This window comes from Xanthomonas sp. NCPPB 3761 (genome assembly GCF_041475705.2).
In the GTDB taxonomy this organism is placed as follows: Bacteria; Pseudomonadota; Gammaproteobacteria; order Xanthomonadales; family Xanthomonadaceae; genus Xanthomonas; species Xanthomonas phaseoli.
In genome coordinates, this window is record NZ_CM191262.1 from 125,895 (window position 1) to 144,400 (window position 18,506).

Annotated in this window: 13 protein-coding genes and 1 pseudogene; 10 read left to right on the forward strand and 4 right to left on the reverse strand. The window is 64.2% G+C overall.

Features of this window, described 5'->3' with window-relative positions; all coding sequences use genetic code 11:
* The first annotated feature begins 1,005 nt into the window (after positions 1-1,005).
* Positions 1,006-1,404, forward strand: a complete 399-nt coding sequence (locus ACCQ00_RS00570; protein WP_039575323.1) for a hypothetical protein — start codon at positions 1,006-1,008, stop codon at positions 1,402-1,404.
* Positions 1,405-1,693: 289 nt separating this feature from the next.
* Positions 1,694-2,242 (forward strand): hypothetical protein, encoded by a 549-nt coding sequence (locus ACCQ00_RS00575; RefSeq protein ID WP_039575326.1) that lies wholly within the window; start codon positions 1,694-1,696, stop codon positions 2,240-2,242.
* Positions 2,243-2,380: 138 nt separating this feature from the next.
* On the opposite strand, the gene ACCQ00_RS00580 is transcribed toward ACCQ00_RS00575, so the two are convergent.
* The 3 genes from ACCQ00_RS00580 to ACCQ00_RS00590 are packed head-to-tail and all read right to left on the reverse strand — an operon-like array spanning position 2,381 to position 6,119.
* On the reverse strand, positions 2,381-2,779 hold the full coding sequence (locus tag ACCQ00_RS00580) for a hypothetical protein (RefSeq protein ID WP_039575328.1): 399 nt from the start codon (positions 2,777-2,779) through the stop codon (positions 2,381-2,383).
* Entirely contained in the window at positions 2,776-5,262 is a 2,487-nt protein-coding gene (locus ACCQ00_RS00585; protein WP_372354136.1) for an nSTAND1 domain-containing NTPase, read from the reverse strand. The genes ACCQ00_RS00580 and ACCQ00_RS00585 overlap by 4 nt, the downstream gene beginning before the upstream one ends.
* Positions 5,145-6,119, reverse strand: coding sequence for an nSTAND1 domain-containing NTPase (locus ACCQ00_RS00590; RefSeq protein WP_372354040.1), 975 nt, complete (start codon positions 6,117-6,119; stop codon positions 5,145-5,147). Before ACCQ00_RS00590 ends, ACCQ00_RS00585 begins: the two co-directional genes overlap by 118 nt.
* A gap of 278 nt (positions 6,120-6,397) precedes the next feature.
* Here ACCQ00_RS00590 and fabV point away from each other — a divergent pair, with 278 nt between their 5' ends.
* Together fabV and ACCQ00_RS00600 are read left to right on the forward strand one after the other, a co-directional pair.
* Complete coding sequence (gene fabV, locus ACCQ00_RS00595) at positions 6,398-7,606, forward strand: enoyl-ACP reductase FabV (protein WP_039575331.1); 1,209 nt, start codon at positions 6,398-6,400, stop codon at positions 7,604-7,606.
* Between the two features lie 167 nt (positions 7,607-7,773).
* The gene (locus tag ACCQ00_RS00600) at positions 7,774-8,061 is read left to right on the forward strand and encodes a hypothetical protein (RefSeq protein ID WP_039584247.1); all 288 of its coding nucleotides are present in this window, start codon (positions 7,774-7,776) and stop codon (positions 8,059-8,061) included.
* A 182-nt stretch (positions 8,062-8,243) separates the two neighbouring features.
* Here the strand turns inward: ACCQ00_RS00600 and ACCQ00_RS00605 are convergent, their stop codons facing one another.
* Positions 8,244-9,266, reverse strand: a complete 1,023-nt coding sequence (locus ACCQ00_RS00605; protein ID WP_039584249.1) for a sugar kinase — start codon at positions 9,264-9,266, stop codon at positions 8,244-8,246.
* Between the two features lie 285 nt (positions 9,267-9,551).
* Here ACCQ00_RS00605 and ACCQ00_RS00610 point away from each other — a divergent pair, with 285 nt between their 5' ends.
* The 6 genes and pseudogenes from ACCQ00_RS00610 to ACCQ00_RS00635 form a co-directional block, all read left to right on the forward strand.
* Positions 9,552-12,332: a TonB-dependent receptor gene (locus ACCQ00_RS00610; RefSeq protein ID WP_039584251.1), complete on the forward strand. Its 2,781-nt coding sequence runs from the start codon at positions 9,552-9,554 to the stop codon at positions 12,330-12,332.
* 384 nt (positions 12,333-12,716) lie between these two features.
* On the forward strand, positions 12,717-16,559 hold the full coding sequence (locus ACCQ00_RS00615) for a LamG-like jellyroll fold domain-containing protein (RefSeq protein WP_039584255.1): 3,843 nt from the start codon (positions 12,717-12,719) through the stop codon (positions 16,557-16,559).
* A 187-nt stretch (positions 16,560-16,746) separates the two neighbouring features.
* Entirely contained in the window at positions 16,747-16,956 is a 210-nt protein-coding gene (locus ACCQ00_RS00620; RefSeq protein ID WP_162292409.1) for a hypothetical protein, read from the forward strand.
* A gap of 60 nt (positions 16,957-17,016) precedes the next feature.
* A complete protein-coding gene (locus ACCQ00_RS00625) occupies positions 17,017-17,412 on the forward strand; it encodes a hypothetical protein (protein ID WP_039584253.1) in 396 nt (131 codons plus the stop codon).
* A 40-nt stretch (positions 17,413-17,452) separates the two neighbouring features.
* On the forward strand, positions 17,453-17,857 hold the full coding sequence (locus ACCQ00_RS00630) for a hypothetical protein (RefSeq protein ID WP_145999012.1): 405 nt from the start codon (positions 17,453-17,455) through the stop codon (positions 17,855-17,857).
* 78 nt (positions 17,858-17,935) lie between these two features.
* Positions 17,936-18,465: pseudogene (locus ACCQ00_RS00635) on the forward strand (transposase); the annotation flags it as partial.
* Between the last annotated feature and the right edge of the window lie 41 nt (positions 18,466-18,506).

Consider the following 18,506-nt stretch of genomic DNA (forward strand, 5'->3'; position numbering starts at 1 on the left):
TCATCCTGCAACTACGCGCCACCTTGTCCCGCCGCAGAACGACCGAAGTCTGCTGCTGCCCGACACGACGCAAGCCCCTCTCCCCCCGGGAGAGGGGTTGGGGCGAGGGTACGGCGGAAGACAGCCAACCCGAACAAAGCTCAGCCATCACCTGAACTTGCAGTCGGTCTCACCGGCCGCTTCCGCCTGGCATCCCAGAACAGTGCGCAGCCTTGCACCGTCATCCTGCAACTACGCGTCACCTTGTCCCACCGGAGAAGGACCGAAATCTGCTTGCTGCCCCGACACGACGCAAGCCCCTCTCCCTCCGGGAGAGGGGTTGGGGTGAGGGTACGGCGGCAGACAGCCAACTCGAACAAGCCCAGCCATCACCTGAACTTGCAGTCGGCCTCACCGGCCGCTTCCGCCTGGCATCCCAGAACAGTGCGCAGCCTTGCACCGTCATCCTGCAACTACGTGCCACCTTGTCCCGCCGCAGAACGACCGAAGTCTGCTGCTGCCCGACACGACGCAAGCCCCTCTCCCCCCGGGAGAGGGGTTGGGGTGAGGGTACGGCGGCAGACAGCCAACTCGAACAAGCCCAGCCATCACCTGAACTTGCAGTCGGCCTCACCGGCCGCTTCCGCCTGGCATCCCAGAACAGTGCGCAGCCTTGCACCGTCATCCTGCAACTACGTGCCACCTTGTCCCGCCGCAGAACGACCGAAGTCTGCTGCTGCCCGACACGACGCAAGCCCCTCTCCCCCCTGGAGAGGGGTTGGGGTGAGGGTACGGCCTATACCACTTGCTGCCATTTCGCCCCAGACACGCTGTCCCGGGTGCCGAGCTTGTTCAGGCCTACATTGCTATGTGACTGTTTTATAAGTATTTATAGCCAGCCGTCAGCTTCGGCAAGCAACCGTAAGGTTGCCGTCAGGTCTGGCGCGAGGCCACGCACGAAGGTGATCCGGCGGCCAGCGACGCCGCCCGGGGACGCGCCGCGCTCCGGTCTTTGCGGAGTCCGTCATGCGTCTGGCCCGGTCGTGGTTCGTGGTGATCGTCGTGCTGTCCACCAGCGCCTGGGGGGCGTCGACCCAGGCCGAATTGCCGGTCAGTTGGCCCCGCGCAGCCTTGCCGACCCAAGCGGTCGCCGAACGCGACATGCGTGTCGTCGTGGGATGCGCGTCGGCAGTGCAGGGAACCGCTGCCCACGCCTGCGATCGACTGATCAGGCGCTTCGATGGAGCAGGTTGCCGGCAAGGTCTGGCGAGTCGCCCACGCCAGGTCGGCCAAACCGATGACCCTGAACGCGCGGGCATCGGCACGGGCATGTCCGGCACGTGGTCGAGCCGTGGCCAGATCAAGCCGGCTTTCAGCAACGAAACCGAGCGCGACGAGCGGCTGCGCAGGTCGGCCGACAGCTAGCCACGCTCCTAGGGTGACCTGGGATGCACCACGCCCGCAGCGGCGGCTAGGAGCGGGCGCCACGCAGTGCATGCGGCGCCAGATCGATGCCGCGGGCGGGCAGCAGCACGCCATCATCCTGCAGGATCGGGCGACACGCGCTAGACGCGCAGCAACACGGTCGATGCGAAGGAACGTATAAAGACGCAAGGCCGCATGGAGCGGCCATGCTGATGTGCAGCGTTGAGGAAGTGACACGATGGGCAGGTATCGGATTGGCTGCGCCGTTTTGGCTATCGCCTGTTTGCTCATGGCCGCCACCGGCTGTGCAAAGCAGCCGACGTTATCGTCGCGACTGATCGTGACCGTCGACGCGCCGATGCTGGAACAGGGGGGCGCGGTCATCGTATCGGCGCGTCCGATTGCCGATCGCGAGTGGCGCCTGCTTGAGGGCGCCAGGTCAACCAAGGCCGGGTACGAGAAAGAATTTCAAGTCACCGTCGCCTCGCCGGCATCGATCATCGAGCTGCATTACCCTGAAAGCGGAACCTATAGCTTCAAGCTTCAGCCGGCAGCACGTGCCAAAACACATCAACTCCAATCGCGTCGGGTGCTGATCGGCCAGGCCGACCTGACGGATCCGCAGACAAAACGCCAAGTGCATTGGCCTTCGATGAGTGTTGTCCATGTCAGCGGCAGCACCTATCCGGAAGGGTGGGCGCGCATTCTCGCGTCCACGTTCGACGTGCCTTTCAAAAGCGATGCGCCAGACAACTATGTGATATCCAGTTTTCCTGCCGGTCGCGTGATTGCCCTGACGCCCAAGGCCATCGATACCTACGTTCGGGACACCAACTGAGCACCTGCCTGCAGGCGCATCGCGCGTGCAGGAAGTCCGCTGCGGCCGGGTCCCTTGTCGTGTGCGCCTGAGCCATCGCTTGATCGCGCGGCGGCTCCCGTCCGGCGGCGAACCGTCGGACGGAAATGGACGCAAGGATCAGTGACGCCCGAATTCGGTCGGCGAAATTTCCGGGTCGTTGCCGACCTGGGGGTCGCAGCTGAAATGCGCGCCGGTGTGGGTATCTTTCACCACCACGCTGAAAAAGATCAGGGTCTGGTCTTTATTGGCATTGACCACCTCTACCCAACTGCCGTTGGGGTCAATTTTCGCCGGGCCGATCTGCCCCGTCGAATCGGAATTCAGCAGGCTGATGATCTTGAAGCGGTGGGGCACCGATTTGCAGAACGCATAGCGCAGGGTCACGCCCTGTTCGCCTTTGCCACAGATGAGCAGGTCCGGCGAGAAGCTGTAGAAGTAGGTGCCCCTGCCGGTATTGCCGCCGAAGCCCACGTGCGCCACGGTCAGTTCGATGGGGATGATCTTGGGATCGGTCATGACGTTGGTGATTCCTTGAAGAGCGGGGCATAGAGGGAAACGAATCCCGGGTGGCGGTAGCCCGCTTGATACAGCCATCCGAGCTGTTGCGTCACGGCAGCGCGCCGACCCAGATGGATCTGTGCGCGAATCCAGGGGTCGAGCAAGGTCTTGTCGCGACTATTGCCGATATCGGCGCCGAGCACTGCCACCGTGCGTTGCCAGGCGGCGCGTGCACCGACGTGATCGCCGCTGGCGTCCAGTTGTTCGCCATACCAAACCAGGGCATGCGCCAGCGCCGAGACGCCGAGCAGATCGGCGGGCCTGGACCGATGCAAGGCGTCCAGCCGCGCCACGATCGCCGCCAGGCTGGAGGTTTGCTCGCTGCCATGCAGCCCCTGCACCCGGTTCAAGCGCAGCGCAATGATGGCATCCAGCCATTGCCACTCCGGCAGCGGTTGTCGCTGCAGCACGCCTGCCAGCGTCTGCCGCGCCTGGGTGAGTTGGCGGGTGGCAGCATCGGCGCGCCCGTCCAGCGCGGCAACCCAACCGGCCTGCGCGTAGGCATGCGCCAGATCGCGTTGCCACGTCCGGTTGTCCGGCTGCAGCGCGACCAGCGGTTCCAGGATGTCCACGCTGGCCTGCGCGTCGGCCTGCGCCTGCGCAAGGTGGCCGCGCGCCAGCGCCAGATTGGAGGTGCGTAGCAACGAGGTGGCCATGCGCCGTCGCCACGCATTGGCATCCGGATCGTTCTTCACCAACACGCGCAACACCGCGATCTGCTCGCGGTAGCCTTGTTCTGCTGGCGCCAGCAAGCCCTGATTTTCCTGCGCAAGGCTTAGCCAAGACAGGCTGTCGACGAGTTCGTAGCGGACTGCCGCGTTATCCGGCGTGCGCGCCAGTACCTGGCGCTTGAGTGCGATGGAACGTGCAAAGAACTCGATCGCCGCAGTGGTGTGACCTTCGCTTCTGGACAAGGTGCCCAGGTTGTTCAGCGCATACGACAACTCCAGTTGCCAGCGCGGATCCTGTGGAGCTGCGCGTACCAAGTGTTCGCAGGCCCCCAGATACTGCAACCAGTGCGTACGCGCCAACGGCAGCTGCTTGGCCTGATACGCCAAATAGCCGAGCCAGTACGCGGCCTGTCCGGTTTCCGCCTGCGCTTCCAATGCATCTGGCGCCTGCGTGCGCGCCTGTTCGGCGGTAGCGGCGGCACGCGTGAACGCGGCATGGGCCTCTTTCACCTTGCCCTGGTTCATCAACACTTCGCCGGTGGTGCGCAGGGCACGGGCGTGGTTGATCAAATCACCGGTGTGCATCTCGGCACTGGGCAAATCTTCCAGATACCGCAGTGCACGGCTGCCCACGCTGTCGAGCAATTTCAGGTTGCCCACGGTGCGCAACTGCTCGGCCAGATCGCCCAGCATGTAGCCCACCAGTTGCTGCGCTTGATCGCGGCGTTGTTCGGCCACCTGCTGGGCCTGGCGCGCCCGCCAGCCGAGCAGCAGCGAGGCGCTGGCCAGCACCACCAGCAAGGTGGCGGCGGCGTACAGGCCGCGGCGCTGGCGTTGCGAGCGTTCGCAGGCGCGCAGGAAGGCATGTTCCAGTGCGTCCAGATCCTGCGGCATGCGTCGCGCAGCCTCGCGTGCTTCGCTCAGCGGGCGGCCGCTGTTGAGCAAGTGATCGCTGCGCCGGCCTTCGGCGGCCCAGCGTTGCGCCGCCAGTTGCAGCCGCTTGCGCGCCTGTAGCAGGCGGCGGTTTTCATGGATCCACTCGGCCGCACGCGGCCACTGCCGCAATAAGGCTTCGTGCGCGACCGCAAAGCCCGGCTCGCCGGCCACCAGCTCGCTGACGAACAAACGCGCATGCACGAACGCATCCACCAGCACGCGCGCTGGGCTGCTGGCCGGCAGGGCCGACCACAGCGCACGCCGCGCGGTGACGGCATCGCTGTCGGGGTGGATCACGCTCAGCAGCGCCAGCACCTCGCCCAGCGCGGCCTGCGCATCGGACGGCAATGCGCGAAAGGTCTGCTCGGCATGATGCGCCAGCGCGCCTTCCAGGCCGCCCAGGGCGCGATACGCGGCGAACGTCAGCACGCCGTCGTCGCTGCGCTGCGCATGCAGGGCATGCAGCAGATGTTGCAGCAACGGCAACGCATCGGGCTGGCGCGTGGTGGCATCGCGCAGTACATCGTCCAGGCGACCGGCACCGCTGTGGTCTTCTTCGAAGCGCAGCCCGGCCATCGCTGCCGGCACGCGGATGATCTGGCCGATCTCGCCATCGCGTGGCGGCAGCAGATCCACGTGCCCATCGCCGCGTTTGAGCTCGACGATGTCCGGCAGTGCATCGATCAGGCGCGGATAAAAATCGCTGCGGGTGAGCATCAGCACGGCCACGTGCGCGCTGGCGCACAGCGCGTGCATCGCTGCCGCCAGCGCAGCGCGGTCGGCGGCCGTGATGCCGGGCGTGGCCACCATCGCTTCGGCATGGTCGATGACCAGCAGCAGATGGCGCTGGGTGTGCACGTTCTCGCGCGCTGGGCCGGTTTGGCGCATCGCCTCGTCGATGGCCGCGTGCAGCGGCGCAGGTTGCTGCAGCCATTCGGGCAGGCGTGCCATCTGCGCCGGCGACAACACCGCGCGTTCGCCTGGTGCCCATTGCCCAATGCGCGTGCGAGCGTCTCCAGCACATCGCCGCCGCGGGATTGCGCCAGGTTGCAGTACGCCACCGCGATGGCCTCCAGCCCATCCAGGCCGCCGGGCTGGCACAGCAACGGCACCACGCCGGCGCGCAGCAACGAGGTCTTGCCGCAGCCGCTGGCGCCGCTCACCAGCACCAGTCCGCGCTGGCTGTGCAATTGCGCGCGCAACGCGCCCAGCACCTGCGCAATGGCGTGGCTGCGGCCAAAGAACACGTCTGCATGTGCCGGGTCGAATGCCTGCAGCCCCATGTACGGGTTGCCATGCGCCCACGCCTGCGTGCCGATCACCGCGCCGCGGTAATCGTCGGGAAACACCACCTTCGGCAACAGCCGGTAGCCACGCTTGCGGATGGTTTCGATAAAGCGCGGCTGGCGGCTGTCGTCGCCGAGCTTGCGGCGCAGCTGGGCGATGGTCTTGTGCACCGGGTTATCGCCGTAGAAGCTGCCGTGCCACACCTCGATCAACAACTGCTCGGCGCTGATGACCTCGCCGGCGCGCTCGGCCAGCGCGATCAGCACTTCCATCATGCGCGGTTCCAGCGTGATGGTCTGGCCGTCGTCGATCAGCGTCAGCCGCTCCGGCTCGACCAGCAATGGCCCAAGACGGAACCGCGGAACGGAGCCCAGCTGCGTGACGCGCTCGCTTCGAAGAGACATCGCTCAAATACCGGTCGCACAACTGGAAGGGGCCTCGACAATCGCCATCAGGCGCGGCCAGGCACGGCACGGCAGGCGAAAACGTAGCACAGCTCGCTGCCGCGAAAGTCGATTGTGGTCGCTGTTCGTTGCTGGGTGCGCGCAGGTGCTGGCGTCAGGCCGCCGTGCCGCGGACCTCCTGCGCTTCCATACAGCGGCGTGTGTTTACGCATCAGGCTGTTTCGCGCGCGCCACACGCACTAAGATGCCGCCAGCATCTTGCTGACCAGGAGTCCACGTTGATCATCCATCCCAAAGTGCGCGGCTTCATCTGCACCACCACGCATCCGCTTGGCTGCGAGCGCAATGTGCTCGAGCAGATCGCCGCAACGCGTGCGCGCGGCGTACGCACTGACGGCCCCAAGAAGGTGCTGGTGATCGGCGCGTCCAGCGGCTACGGCCTGGCCTCGCGCATCACCGCTGCCTTCGGGTTCGGTGCGGACACGCTGGGCGTGTTCTTCGAAAAGCCCGGCACCGCGAGCAAGGCCGGCACTGCCGGCTGGTACAACTCGGCCGCCTTCGACAAACATGCCAAGGCGGCCGGGCTGTATAGCAAGTCGATCAATGGCGACGCGTTTTCCGATGCCGCGCGCGCGAAGGTGATCGAGCTGATCAAGACCGAGATGGGCGGGCAGGTCGACCTGGTGGTGTATTCGCTGGCCTCGCCGGTGCGCAAGCTGCCGGGCAGCGGCGAAGTGAAGCGCTCGGCGCTCAAGCCGATCGGGCAGACCTACACAGCCACCGCCATCGACACCAACAAGGACACCATCATCCAGGCCTCGATCGAGCCGGCCACCGAGCAGGAGATCGAAGATACCGTCACCGTGATGGGCGGGCAGGATTGGGAACTGTGGATCGATGCGCTGGACGGCGCCGGCGTGCTGGCCGATGGCGCACGCAGCGTGGCCTTCAGCTATATCGGCACCGAAATCACCTGGCCGATCTACTGGCATGGCGCACTCGGCAAGGCCAAGGTCGACCTGGACCACACCGCGCAGCGCTTGAACGCACGCCTGGCCAAGCACGGTGGCGGCGCCAATGTGGCGGTGCTCAAATCGGTGGTCACCCAGGCCAGCGCGGCCATTCCGGTGATGCCGCTGTACATCTCCATGGTCTACAAGATCATGAAGGAGAAGGGCTTGCACGAAGGCACCATCGAGCAGCTCGACCGCCTGTTCCGCGAGCGCCTGTACCGCGAAGACGGCCAGCCGGCGCAGGTGGACGACGAAAATCGCCTGCGCCTGGACGACTGGGAACTGCGCGACGACGTGCAGGACGCCTGCAAGGCATTGTGGCCGCAGGTCACCACCGAGAACCTGTTCGAGCTCACCGACTATGCCGGCTACAAGCACGAGTTCCTCAAGCTGTTCGGCTTCGAGCGCAGCGACGTGGATTACGACGCCGACGTGGCGACGGATGTCGCCTTCGATTGCATCGAGTTGGCTTGATTGCCGGGATTAGAGATTGGGGATTAGGGATTCGCAAGGGCGGTGGATGGCTGCATCGCTGATCTTCGGCGGACCCGAACGTTTTGCGGCAAGGACAACCGGCACGCGATGCTGGTTGCCTTTGCTGTGACGAATCCCCACTCCCTAATCCCAAATCTCCGCCCCCAATGGACAAACTCATCGCCCATCTCGTCCTTGCCTTTCTGGTCAGTGGCGTCTGCGCCGTGCTGTTGCGGATTATCCGGATGCACGGCGCGCTCAAAGCACTGATCAATCTGCTGATCACCACGACCGTGGTCTGCGCCGTGGTGATGCAGGACGGCTCGGCACTGCCGTGGCAAAACGCGCTGTTGATTGCGTCGTTCTTCAGCATTCCGGCATCGGTCTGCGTGGTGTTGGTGAGTACCGCAATGGCATGGATTATCAACAAACGCCGCGCACGCAGACCGGCTTGAAACCCGTGAGCGCTGCAGACAACACCTAGCGAGCATCTGCCCACTGCCCGCAGACCACGCCTGCTGCCACACAACGCGTGCTCGTCATTAGAGAACGCGCGCTGTGATTAGCAACTTTAGAAAAAGCGCAGAAATCCAGCGCTCTTCCGATTCCCGATTCCCCAATCCCGATTCCCAGCGCGTCACCGCCGCACATCGAACCGCGCATCGCCCACGCAGGCCTGCACGTCGGCCACCGACAGCGGATTGAAGTCGCCTGGAATCGAGTGCTTCAGACAGCCGGCGGCCAGGCCGAAGCGCACCGTGTCCTCCAGCGACCATCCCTCGATCAGGCCGTGCAGCACGCCGGCCGCAAACGCGTCGCCGCCGCCAATGCGGTCGATGATGGGGGTGAGTTCTTCGCTGGGCGCACGCGCCATCGCACCGGCGCGCGGCACCAGCATCGCGCCCAGGCTGTGGTGGTCCACGTTGTGCGCCACGCGTTGCGTGCAAGCCATCAACTGCAGCTGCGGAAACGCCGCGAAGGCTTGCCGGGCGGCCGCTTCCACGCGCGCTTCCAGCGTGTCCTGGGCAAACTCGCCGCCCAGCACCACGCCAATGTCGCGGTAGTCGGCAAACACCACGTCCGCGCAGGCAAACAGCTGATGCAGGATGCCGCGTGCGTCGCCCTGCCAGCGTTGCCACAACTTGGGCCGGTAATTGCCGTCGAACGACACCTTCACCCCGGCCGCGCGTGCGGCACGTGCCGCCGCCAGCGTGGCCTGCGCCACCTCGGCGCCCAATGCCGGGCTCACCCCGGACAGGTGCAGCCACTGCACGCCGTCCAGCAGGGCCGGCCAGTCGTAGGCATCGGCCGGTGCCAGCGCAAACGCCGAGTCGGCGCGGTCGTAGATCACTTCGCTGGGGCGATGGATCGCACCGGTGGTCAGGAAATACAAGCCCATGCGGCCATCCACCCGCCGCACGTGGCGGGTATCCACCTCGTGCCGGCGCAGTTCGCCCAGCACCGCGGTACCCAACGGGTTGTCCGCCACCGTGCTGACCATGGCCACCTCATGGCCGAAATGTGCCAGCGAGACGCCCACATTGGCCTCTGCGCCGCCGCAGTGCACCTCCAGCCGAAGCTGCTGCAGCAGGAGCTCATGACCAGGCGCCCCCAGGCGCAGCAATAACTCGCCAAAACACAGGATACGGGCACGGCTCATGCGGCAATTACCTCGGCTGGGTGGTGCGTGACAGGTGGGGGCGCCGTCGTGCACTGGGATGACCATCGGTGTCATTCTAGCCGGCGCGAAATGCCGGCTGCTACGGCCATGATGCGACGTGAAGTGACGGCTTGCACCGGTTTTTCGGAAATTTGATGGCGTTTTCTGCTGCGCTGCAAGATGTTACGGGACGATTCAGCTGGTAACGTCGTTTTGACCAGCGGTGTCATTGCCGCGCTCAACCCGCTATTTCACATTGTTCATGGACCCTTGGGAGGGGAGGACATGCAATTTCGGACCACCAGCCGGAAGACACCGGTTACCTTGCTTGCGCTGTCGATCGGGCTGGCGCTGAGCGGCCAGGCTGCCGCACAAGACACTGCCCAATCGCCCGCCGAGCCCGCCGTCGACCTGGACACGGTCACGGTGACCGGTTACCGCGCCAGCGTCGAAAAGGCGCTGGACATCAAGCGCGGCGAAGCCGGCGTGGTCGATGCCATCGTCGCCGAAGACATCGGCAAGTTCCCCGACCTCAACCTGGCCGAGTCGCTGCAGCGCATTCCTGGCGTGGTGATCACCCGCGACGCCGGCGAAGGCCGCGCCATCACGGTGCGTGGCTTGGGCCCGGAATTCACCCGCGTGCGCATCAACGGCATGGAAGCGCTCACCACCGTGGGCGCCGGCGACCAGAGCGGCGGCACCAACCGCGGCCGCGGCTTCGACTTCAACGTTTTCGCCTCGGACCTGTTCTCGCAGCTGATCGCCCGCAAGACGGCCTCGGCCGATGTGGAAGAGGGCTCGCTGGGCGCCACCGTCGACCTGCGCACCGCGCGCCCGTTCGACTACAGCGGCTTTACGTTTGCCGCCAGTGGCCAGGCGGCCTACAACGCCATGGCCGAGAAGGCCAACCCGCGTGTGGCCGCGTTGATCGCCAATACCTGGGCCGACAACACCTTCGGCGCCTTGCTGTCGGTGGCCTACACCGAGCGTCAGGTACTGGAAGAAGGCTCCAACACCGGCCGCTGGGCCAATGGGACCAGCAACGGCAACTTCAGTGCGGCCTCGCCCTACGCCGCTGCGCGCTCGGCCGACGTGTATCACCCGCGCTTCCCGCGTTATGTGCAGATGGAACACGACCAGCAGCGCCTGGGCGTGACCGGGTCGTTGCAGTGGAAGCCCACCGACCGCACCACCATCTCGCTGGACGCGCTGTACTCCAAGATCGACGCCACGCGCGATGAGCATTACATCGAGGCCATCTCCTTCAGCCGCGGTCGCGACAGCGGCACGCCGCGGCGCGCCGACCGCGACGGCAAGCCGGCCACCATCGTGCGCAATGGTGAGATCCGCAACAACGCGCTGGTGTACGGCGAATTCGACAACGTCGATATCCGCTCGGAAAACCGCCACGACGAGTGGAACACCGAGTTCAAGCAGGTCAGCCTGGATCTGGAGCACCGCTTCAGCGATGCCTTCTCCGTGTCCGGCCGTGTCGGTACCTCGCGCTCGGCGCACGAGAACCCGGTGCAGACCACCATCATCATGGACAAGTACGACGTCGACGGGTACAGCTACGACTATCGCGGCAACAACCGCGCGCCGGTGCTGAACTACGGCATCGACCCGACCAATCCTGCCGGGTGGGAACTGGCCGAAATCCGCCTGCGTCCGCAGACGGTGGACAACGATTTCGATACGGCGCAGATCGACTTCAACTGGAACATCAGCCCCGGTTTCCGCCTCAAGGGTGGCGTGCTGGCCAAGGACTACACCTTCAGCACGGTTGAACTGCGCCGCGCCAGCGAAGTGTCGGTGCCGACCTTTGCCAATGGCACCCGCATCGTGCCGACGGACCTCACCGAGCAGGCCGGCCTGAAGGGCATCAACGGCAGCCCGTCCAACTGGGTCGTCCCCAACCTGGATGCAGTGGCCAACCAGCTCGGCATCTACAGCAACAGCGGCACCTATGCCGTGGCGCCACGTGCCAACAACACCCGCAGCGTCGAAGAAAAGGACCGCGGCGTCTGGTTGATGGGCGAGTTCTCCACCGACCTGGGCTCCATCCCGCTGTCGGGTAATTTCGGCGTGCGCTACGTGCGCACCGAGCAGGAATCCACCGGCTACGCGTTGATCAACAACGCACCGGCGCTGACCACGGTGGGCCGCAAGTACAACAACACGTTGCCCTCGTTCAACCTGGTGGCCGAGCTCGCGCCCGACCTGCTGCTGCGTCTGGGCGCGGCCAAGGTGATGTCGCGTCCCGGCCTGGGCAGCCTCACGCCCGGCGTGACCGTGGCCGTGGCAGGTGGCGCACGCACCGTGTCCGGCGGCAACCCGGATCTGGATCCGATCGAAGCCACCAATGTCGACCTTGGCCTGGAGTGGTACTTCAACGAAGGCGCGATGCTGGGCGTCGGCGTGTTCTACAAGGACATCGAAAGTTTCATCCAGACCGCACGCGAAGTGCGCCCGTATTCCAGCAGTGGCCTGCCGGCTTCGTTGCTGGATGGCACCGGCGCCAGCATCAACGACGACTTCACCTTCAGCATTCCGTTGAATACACCCGGTGGCGAGTTGAAGGGCGTGGAAGCGAACTATGTCCAGCCATTTACGTTCCTGCCGGGCAAGTGGGCCAACCTGGGCGTGCAATTGAACTACACCTGGGTGGATTCGCAGATCCAGTACCTGTCCAGCACCGGCGCTCCGGTGATGAAGAACGACCTGACCGGGCTGTCACGCTCGTCGTGGAATGCGACCTTGTTCTACGAGGGCGAGTCCTTCGCCGGCCGCATCTCGGCCACCAATCGTGACGATTACCTGACCCAGGCCCCCGGCACGGAAGCGGGATTCAACGTCGATGGCGTGCACGGCATGACCGGCACCACCATGATCGACGCCTCGCTGCGCTACAAGATCAGCAAGCAGCTGGAGCTGAGCCTGGAGGGCATCAACCTCACCAACGAAGCCTCCGACGAATGGGTGTGGTCGCCGCAAACCGGTGAGTTGCCGCTGCAGTACACCGAAACCGGCCGTCAGTACCTGCTGGGCCTGCGCTACAAGTTCTGAGTGCAGCCAAGGTGCTCCAGGTGATCTCTGCCCGCGACGGATATCGCGTCGCGGGCGAGAGATCGACGTTGCAATGCATCTGTACGACGCACGCTGGCCGCACGCCGCTGCACGCAACGCAGTGGCGCATTGCACCCCGCTCGCGTAGTGCACAACGCACCGCCCTGGTCATCAACGCGCATGCAGTGGTGACGAAGGTGCGATGCACGGGCACGCTGGCGCCGCGTAGGCTATGCAGGCCATCGCGGCGCCGGCCAAGACAGGTGGCAGACCCGTGCCGGCGTGGGGCTGCCAACACCATGCAGTATCGAATATTCGCCGCGCGGTGACCCCGTGCGGCGATGCTTTTTGAGGAGTCAGGCAGTGAGCGTGCAGAAGTGGTGGATGAGTGTGCTGGTGTTGATTGCGCTGCCGGTGTGTGCGGCCGCTGCCGATGCACCGGAGATGTTGTTCCGCGTCTCGGCCGACCAGAGCCTGCAGGCCGATGTCGCCCGCGGCGATGGCGTGCCCAACTTCCGCGACAAGATCGCGCTGGTGCCCACCGGCAAACGCGGCAACGCCATCGAATGGGCCGACGACGGCGTGCTGTCGTGGAATGCCCCCGGCAACCTCTACACCCAGCGCGGTACGCTCAGCTTCTTCTGGCGGTCGCGTTACCCGGTCGGCGAAGCGCCGTTCGTGATCTTCCGCGTCGGCTACGCCGACCACACCAGCTGGGACATGGCCTGGCTGCGCATCGACTGGAACGGCCACGGCTTCGACGCCTTCGTCACCGACGCCAACCTCGCGCGTACCCGCGTTTCGTTCAAGCTCGACACGCTGCCAAAGCCCAGCGACTGGACTCACATTGCGTTTGCCTGGGACGAAACCCGCGGCGTGCGCCTGTATGTGGACGGCAAGGAAGCTGCGCGCGCAGATTGCGGTGCGCCTTGCGCCAACGGTGGCGCGCTCGACTTCGACGCGGCACTGGACCAATTCGGCCTGGCCGGCCGGGTGATGTCGCCGCACCAGGTGCAGAGCCGCTACAACTTTTTGCGCGGCAGCGACTTCGACGAGATCCGCATCTACGACCGCATGCTCGATGGCGCAGGCGCCAGCGCGCTCGCACGCCTGCAAGAACCCACCACCGCACCCGCGATCGCTGCAGACGCGCAACACGCCGCCTTCCTGCATCGCTACGGCTGGGACAACGGCCACGCACCGCCTGCACTCACCGCACCGGTCACCCGCATCCGCAAGGTGGAATTCACCGACGCGCGCGACCTCAAGCAATGGATGTGGAAGGCCACCGACGGCATCGCCGAAACCACCTGGCCCGGCGTCTATAACCGCTCGCGCCTGCCCGGCCGCAACGACTACTTCCAGTTGCCCGACTGGAACACCTACGTCGAAGGCGGAAAAGCGCTCGACCTCACCTTGCCGGACGAGCCTTTCAACCGCATCGAGCTGCGCGGCGCCGCTTACGGCCAAGCCACGTACGCCGCGCCCAACGCACCACCGCAACCGCTGTTCGCACGTAGCCAAGGCGCGGTGCGCAGCGTGGACCAGTTCCCCGAGCGCCGCGGCGGCACGCTGCGCTTTGCCAACACCGCGCAGGAAACCCCCATCCAGGAAATCTGGGCCTACGACGTGCAGCCGGGGCAGGTGCCCAACGGCAGCGCGCAACTCAGCTACACCGTGCGCAGCGACATCCAGCCCGACTACGACAACCTCGCCCCCTTGCGCGCTGTCATCGCAGGCCGCTACCCGTCGGGCGAGCGCCAGACCGTGATCGCGCTGCCTACGAAGGCGCCCGCCCGCAAGCGCCCCAGCGACAAGGCCGCAGCAAGCGCGCAGCAACCCATCGTGCACATCCTGGTGCCGTCCAGCCTGGGCGACCCGCCGCCGGACCAGGCGCTGATGCGCAGCTGGTCCTACGGCTGGGAGAACATGCACGACGGCCTGGACGGCATCGCCATCACCCTGCCGGCGCTGAACCTGCCGGCCACCCACAACGGCAGCATCCCGCTCAACATCCGCATCAAGGACCCCATCTGGCCCGCGCGCGACATGATCGACGTCTCGGTCGCCGTCGCCCCCGGCCAGGCCCGCACGCTGTGGCTGGACCTGCGCGACAGAATCCTCAGCAACGACAGCCTGATGCTCAGCATCGCCGCCGCCGCACCCGGCTTCGACGCCAACGCGCTCGATGGCACCCAGCTGCAGCTGGTGTTCAAACCGCGCAATGAGGCCATCAAAGAGCACGTCGCCGACCGCTTCAACCAGGTCAAGGACAACTGGGGCTTTCTGGTGGAAGAACACACCACCTCCAAGCGCCAGCTGCTCTACAAACGCCTGGATGCCGACATCACCGATTTACTGCGCGTCGACCCGGACCACGCCCTCGGCCGCGAATACTGGAACGACATCAGCTACGCCAACCAGGGCACCTTGCCCGTCGAGATGCCCAGCGTGCCCAAGGGCGTGCCCGCCTGGGCGTTCTGGCAGCTGCAAGACCTCAGCGCCACCCGTCGCTATATCCGCTGGTGGATCGAGCAGCGCCAGGTGGCCTATGGCGATTTCGGCGGCGGCATCTCCGACGATTCGGACTTGGTGCAGCAATGGCCCGGCGTCGCGCTGATGGGCGTGGACCCGGACATGCTCAACGCCTCCATGCTGGCGCTGTCCGATGCCAACTACCGCAACGGCATGTTCACCAACGGCCTGTCCACCATCGAAACCGACGAGCTGCACTCGTATGAGGAAGGCATCAACCTCAACAGCGCCCTGCTGTACCTCAACTGGGGCGACCCGCGCACCGTCGAGCGCCTGATGGAAACGGTGAAAGCCTTCGACAACATCATCCAGGTCAACCCGCAAGGTCACCTGCTGTTCGCCAGCAACTGGTTCGGCGGCCGCAAGGTCTACCGCGAACCCAACTGGCAATGGCAAAAACCGTACTCCTTCCCCATCGTGCACCCGGCCATCCTGCTGGGCGGCTATAACGCCGACCCCAACAGCCGCCGCATCGTCACCGGCCTGGCAGACGGCTATCTCGCCCACGCCTACACCAACGCCAAGGGCAACTGGGCGCTGCCCAACGAGATCAACTGGCAAACCGGCAAAACCCGCGGCGGCGAACTGTTCGAAGGCAGCGGCGGCGCCGACACCTTGCACACCTTCTGGGCCGCCTACCGCTTCACCGGCGAAGATCGCTATCTCAAGCCGATTAACTACCGCGTCGCCAACAGCGGCCCGAATGGCCTCTCGCTGCTCAACGAAAACTTCCTCGACGTCATGGGCAAGCGCAGCGACTGGAGCGGCAAGCTCATCGATGCAGCAAATAAAGACGACGGCAGCGCCCCCGACTTCCCGCACCACGTGGCCTGGGAGCAAACTGGCAATCTCGATTATCTCGCCGCCATTTACCGCAGCGAGGCAAGAGAGAAACTGCAGAACTTCTACATGAACACCGAAGGCCACTGGTGGAGCGACCGCGTGGAATCCCCCACGGTCAACCTGCAACGCGAACGCCTAGGCGGCGTGGCGCTCAAGCGCAACCAGACCTACCCCGGCCACACCGTGAGCTGGCGCTTCAACGACCCAGAGGCCGCCACCCAAGTGGCCATCGCCATCCCCGCACCCCAGCAAGACCGCTTCACCGTCATCGCCTACAACACCTCGAATAAAAACCAGCGCGCCAGCATGACCGGCTGGAATGTCGCCCCGGGCCAATGGCGCATCACCCAGGGTGTAAGCAAAGGCAATGACGGCAAGCTCGACAGCAACGCCAAGACGCAAGAGGTCGCTTTCGAAAAAAGCGCATCCATCGACATCGACTTTCCAGCAGGCCGCACCACCGTCCTGCAACTCGAACGCATCGCAGCAACAACCCCGGTCGAACTGCGCCCGGACCTGGGAATCGGCCATGGCGATGTGCGGGTGACTGCAGACGCGATCGAAGTGACCGTGCACAGCCTCGGCCATGCCGATGCACCGGCGGGGTTCGTGGTGCTGGAGGATACGCGTGGCGAGTTGGCGCGGAGCGCGTTTCCGGCGCTTGCCGCGCCACGCAATCTGCAGCCAATCACCACCCAGGTACGCCTGCCACTAACCAACGCGGTAACTCTAAAAACCGCGCGCCTGCGTGTGCTGACCGAAAGCAACGCCCCAGAGATTACCGACCTCAACAATAAACTCGCTCTACCCACCCCGGCCAAGCCGGCAACCGCAAAAAATAGCCAATAACCCAGCACACCAACCCCTTCTCCCGCACGCGGGAGAAGGGGCCCGAAGGGCGGATGAGGGCAAACCCGATAAAGCCAACGATCAATCGCGCAAGCGCATTGACGCAACCCAAAAACTCGGCGAGGATCAAGTCACGCAGCATGTAACGCAGCCACAAAGCCACACATTTCTTCAGGGGGAAGAAACAATGTTGAGCAAGGCATGGAGCATCGTGGCACTGACTGTGGCCGCATTCGGTTTGTTTACGCCAACAGCGCAAGCGCGCGTCAGGGCCGCCTGCACGCACCACGCCACCAGTCACGGCGGTCACTACAGCGCAGGCCACGGTGCCTCGCACAAGGGTGGCAGCTACCGCAGGACGAGTACCAACAACCGCTATCGGCGTCACAAGTCCTAGCAGGCTTCAAGCCAACGCCACTTGGAAGTGCAGCGTAATGCAAGAACAAGAACGCAAAGAATGCGCTATCAAAAACTCCTGAAGCTGCTGGCCGGCCTTGCCGGTGTCATGCTCGCGGCGACAGGTGCACTGCTGGTGGCGCTGGTTGCAGCAGGCCAGGTACGTGAGGGACGGACGGGCGCATTGTCCATTGCAGAAGAACTTCATAATGTTTCGCTAGGACTTCATCAGCTAGACACGAGCAAGATCGACCCAGTCGTGCAAAAGTGGATTGCCACACTTGACCGCAACATGGATACGACTTGCGGCAGAACTGGGGCCGTCAAAGCCCGCATGTTCACGACTGATGACCAGATTGAAATATCTCACCCAGTTGATGAACTGGCGCATTGGTTTGACAGCGAAGATGGGCTAAAAAATTTAGTCAAGCCGACTCCGCTTCGCAGTGCAGCTTAATTTAGGCATTAGGCATGTGGAACAAGATTCAGGATAATCCATGAAAATCATTACAATCCCCGAAGGCGTATTGTGCCAATGGGAAGCAAAGAAGTACGTCGTGGCGAATCACTGCTTTGCGAACTGCTCACGGTTAGTGTTTCACCTTCCCACTATGGGTATCGGATACGTGCTTTGCTGGGTCAATGTTGATGGTCAAAGATATCCGCATGCCGTCATTAGTTGTGGCGATAATAATTTTGATCCAACACTTCAACGATCTACTCTTCAACGCACCTATGAGTTCGTGCGGCGCTACACGCGCGCGGAGCTAATCAAGATAATTACTGATGGCGGCGGAGAATACGATGATGCAAATGGAGTGATCAGCGGAATTCCTCCTGCCTTATGCGAAGACGGAACGATTGCTTGTGTTGAGGTTGAATTGTCAAGTCCGCAAACCTAGCAACATTCAAGGGGATGATACGCCCAGGGTTTCCTAGACATCTCATGGCCATGGAAAATAGTCGATTCGGAGATGTCTATGAGCAGCAAGCGGTATACGGATGAGTTCAAGATCGAGGCGGTCCGGCAAGTGACGGATCGTGGGTTCAAGGTGGCAGACGTCGCCGAGCGGCTGGGTGTCACGACGCACAGCCTGTACGCCTGGCTGCGCAAGTTCGGCAAGCCCGGCGTGGTACAGCGCGCCGAGGTGGACCAGAGCGCCGAGGTTCGGCGGCTGAAGGCAGAGTTGCGTCGAGTGACCGAGGAGCGCGACATCCTAAAAAAGGCCGCCGCGTACTTTGCCAAGGGGTAAAGGCAAAGTACGCCTTCATGCAAGCCCACTGCGGGGAGTTCAGGGTGTGTGCGATGTGCCGGGTGTTGCGGGTGAACCGGGCTGGATACTACGCGTGGCTAAAGTCGCCGGACAGTGAGCGCGCCAAGGAAGACGAACGCCTGCTGGGGCTGATCAAGCACCACTGGCTGGCCAGCGGCAGTGTGTATGGGCATCGCAAGATCGCCAAGGATCTACGCGATCTGGGTGAGCGTTGCAGTCGCCATCGGGTGCTTCGGTAATCCCCCCGCCCATTAGCAGACGCCAGAAGTGGAATTTT

Bases quoted from the DNA above. Each gene is read 5' to 3' on its own strand.
- ACCQ00_RS00570 (WP_039575323.1), top strand. From the start codon at position 1,006: ATGCGTCTGGCCCGGTCGTGGTTCGTGGTGATCGTCGTGCTGTCCACC.
- ACCQ00_RS00575 (WP_039575326.1), top strand. From the start codon at position 1,694: ATGGCCGCCACCGGCTGTGCAAAGCAGCCGACGTTATCGTCGCGACTG.
- ACCQ00_RS00580 (WP_039575328.1), bottom strand. From the start codon at position 2,779: ATGACCGATCCCAAGATCATCCCCATCGAACTGACCGTGGCGCACGTG.
- ACCQ00_RS00590 (WP_372354040.1), bottom strand. From the start codon at position 6,119: ATGTCTCTTCGAAGCGAGCGCGTCACGCAGCTGGGCTCCGTTCCGCGG.
- ACCQ00_RS00600 (WP_039584247.1), top strand. From the start codon at position 7,774: ATGGACAAACTCATCGCCCATCTCGTCCTTGCCTTTCTGGTCAGTGGC.
- ACCQ00_RS00605 (WP_039584249.1), bottom strand. From the start codon at position 9,266: ATGAGCCGTGCCCGTATCCTGTGTTTTGGCGAGTTATTGCTGCGCCTG.
- ACCQ00_RS00610 (WP_039584251.1), top strand. From the start codon at position 9,552: ATGCAATTTCGGACCACCAGCCGGAAGACACCGGTTACCTTGCTTGCG.
- ACCQ00_RS00615 (WP_039584255.1), top strand. From the start codon at position 12,717: ATGAGTGTGCTGGTGTTGATTGCGCTGCCGGTGTGTGCGGCCGCTGCC.
- ACCQ00_RS00620 (WP_162292409.1), top strand. From the start codon at position 16,747: ATGTTGAGCAAGGCATGGAGCATCGTGGCACTGACTGTGGCCGCATTC.
- ACCQ00_RS00625 (WP_039584253.1), top strand. From the start codon at position 17,017: ATGCGCTATCAAAAACTCCTGAAGCTGCTGGCCGGCCTTGCCGGTGTC.
- ACCQ00_RS00630 (WP_145999012.1), top strand. From the start codon at position 17,453: ATGAAAATCATTACAATCCCCGAAGGCGTATTGTGCCAATGGGAAGCA.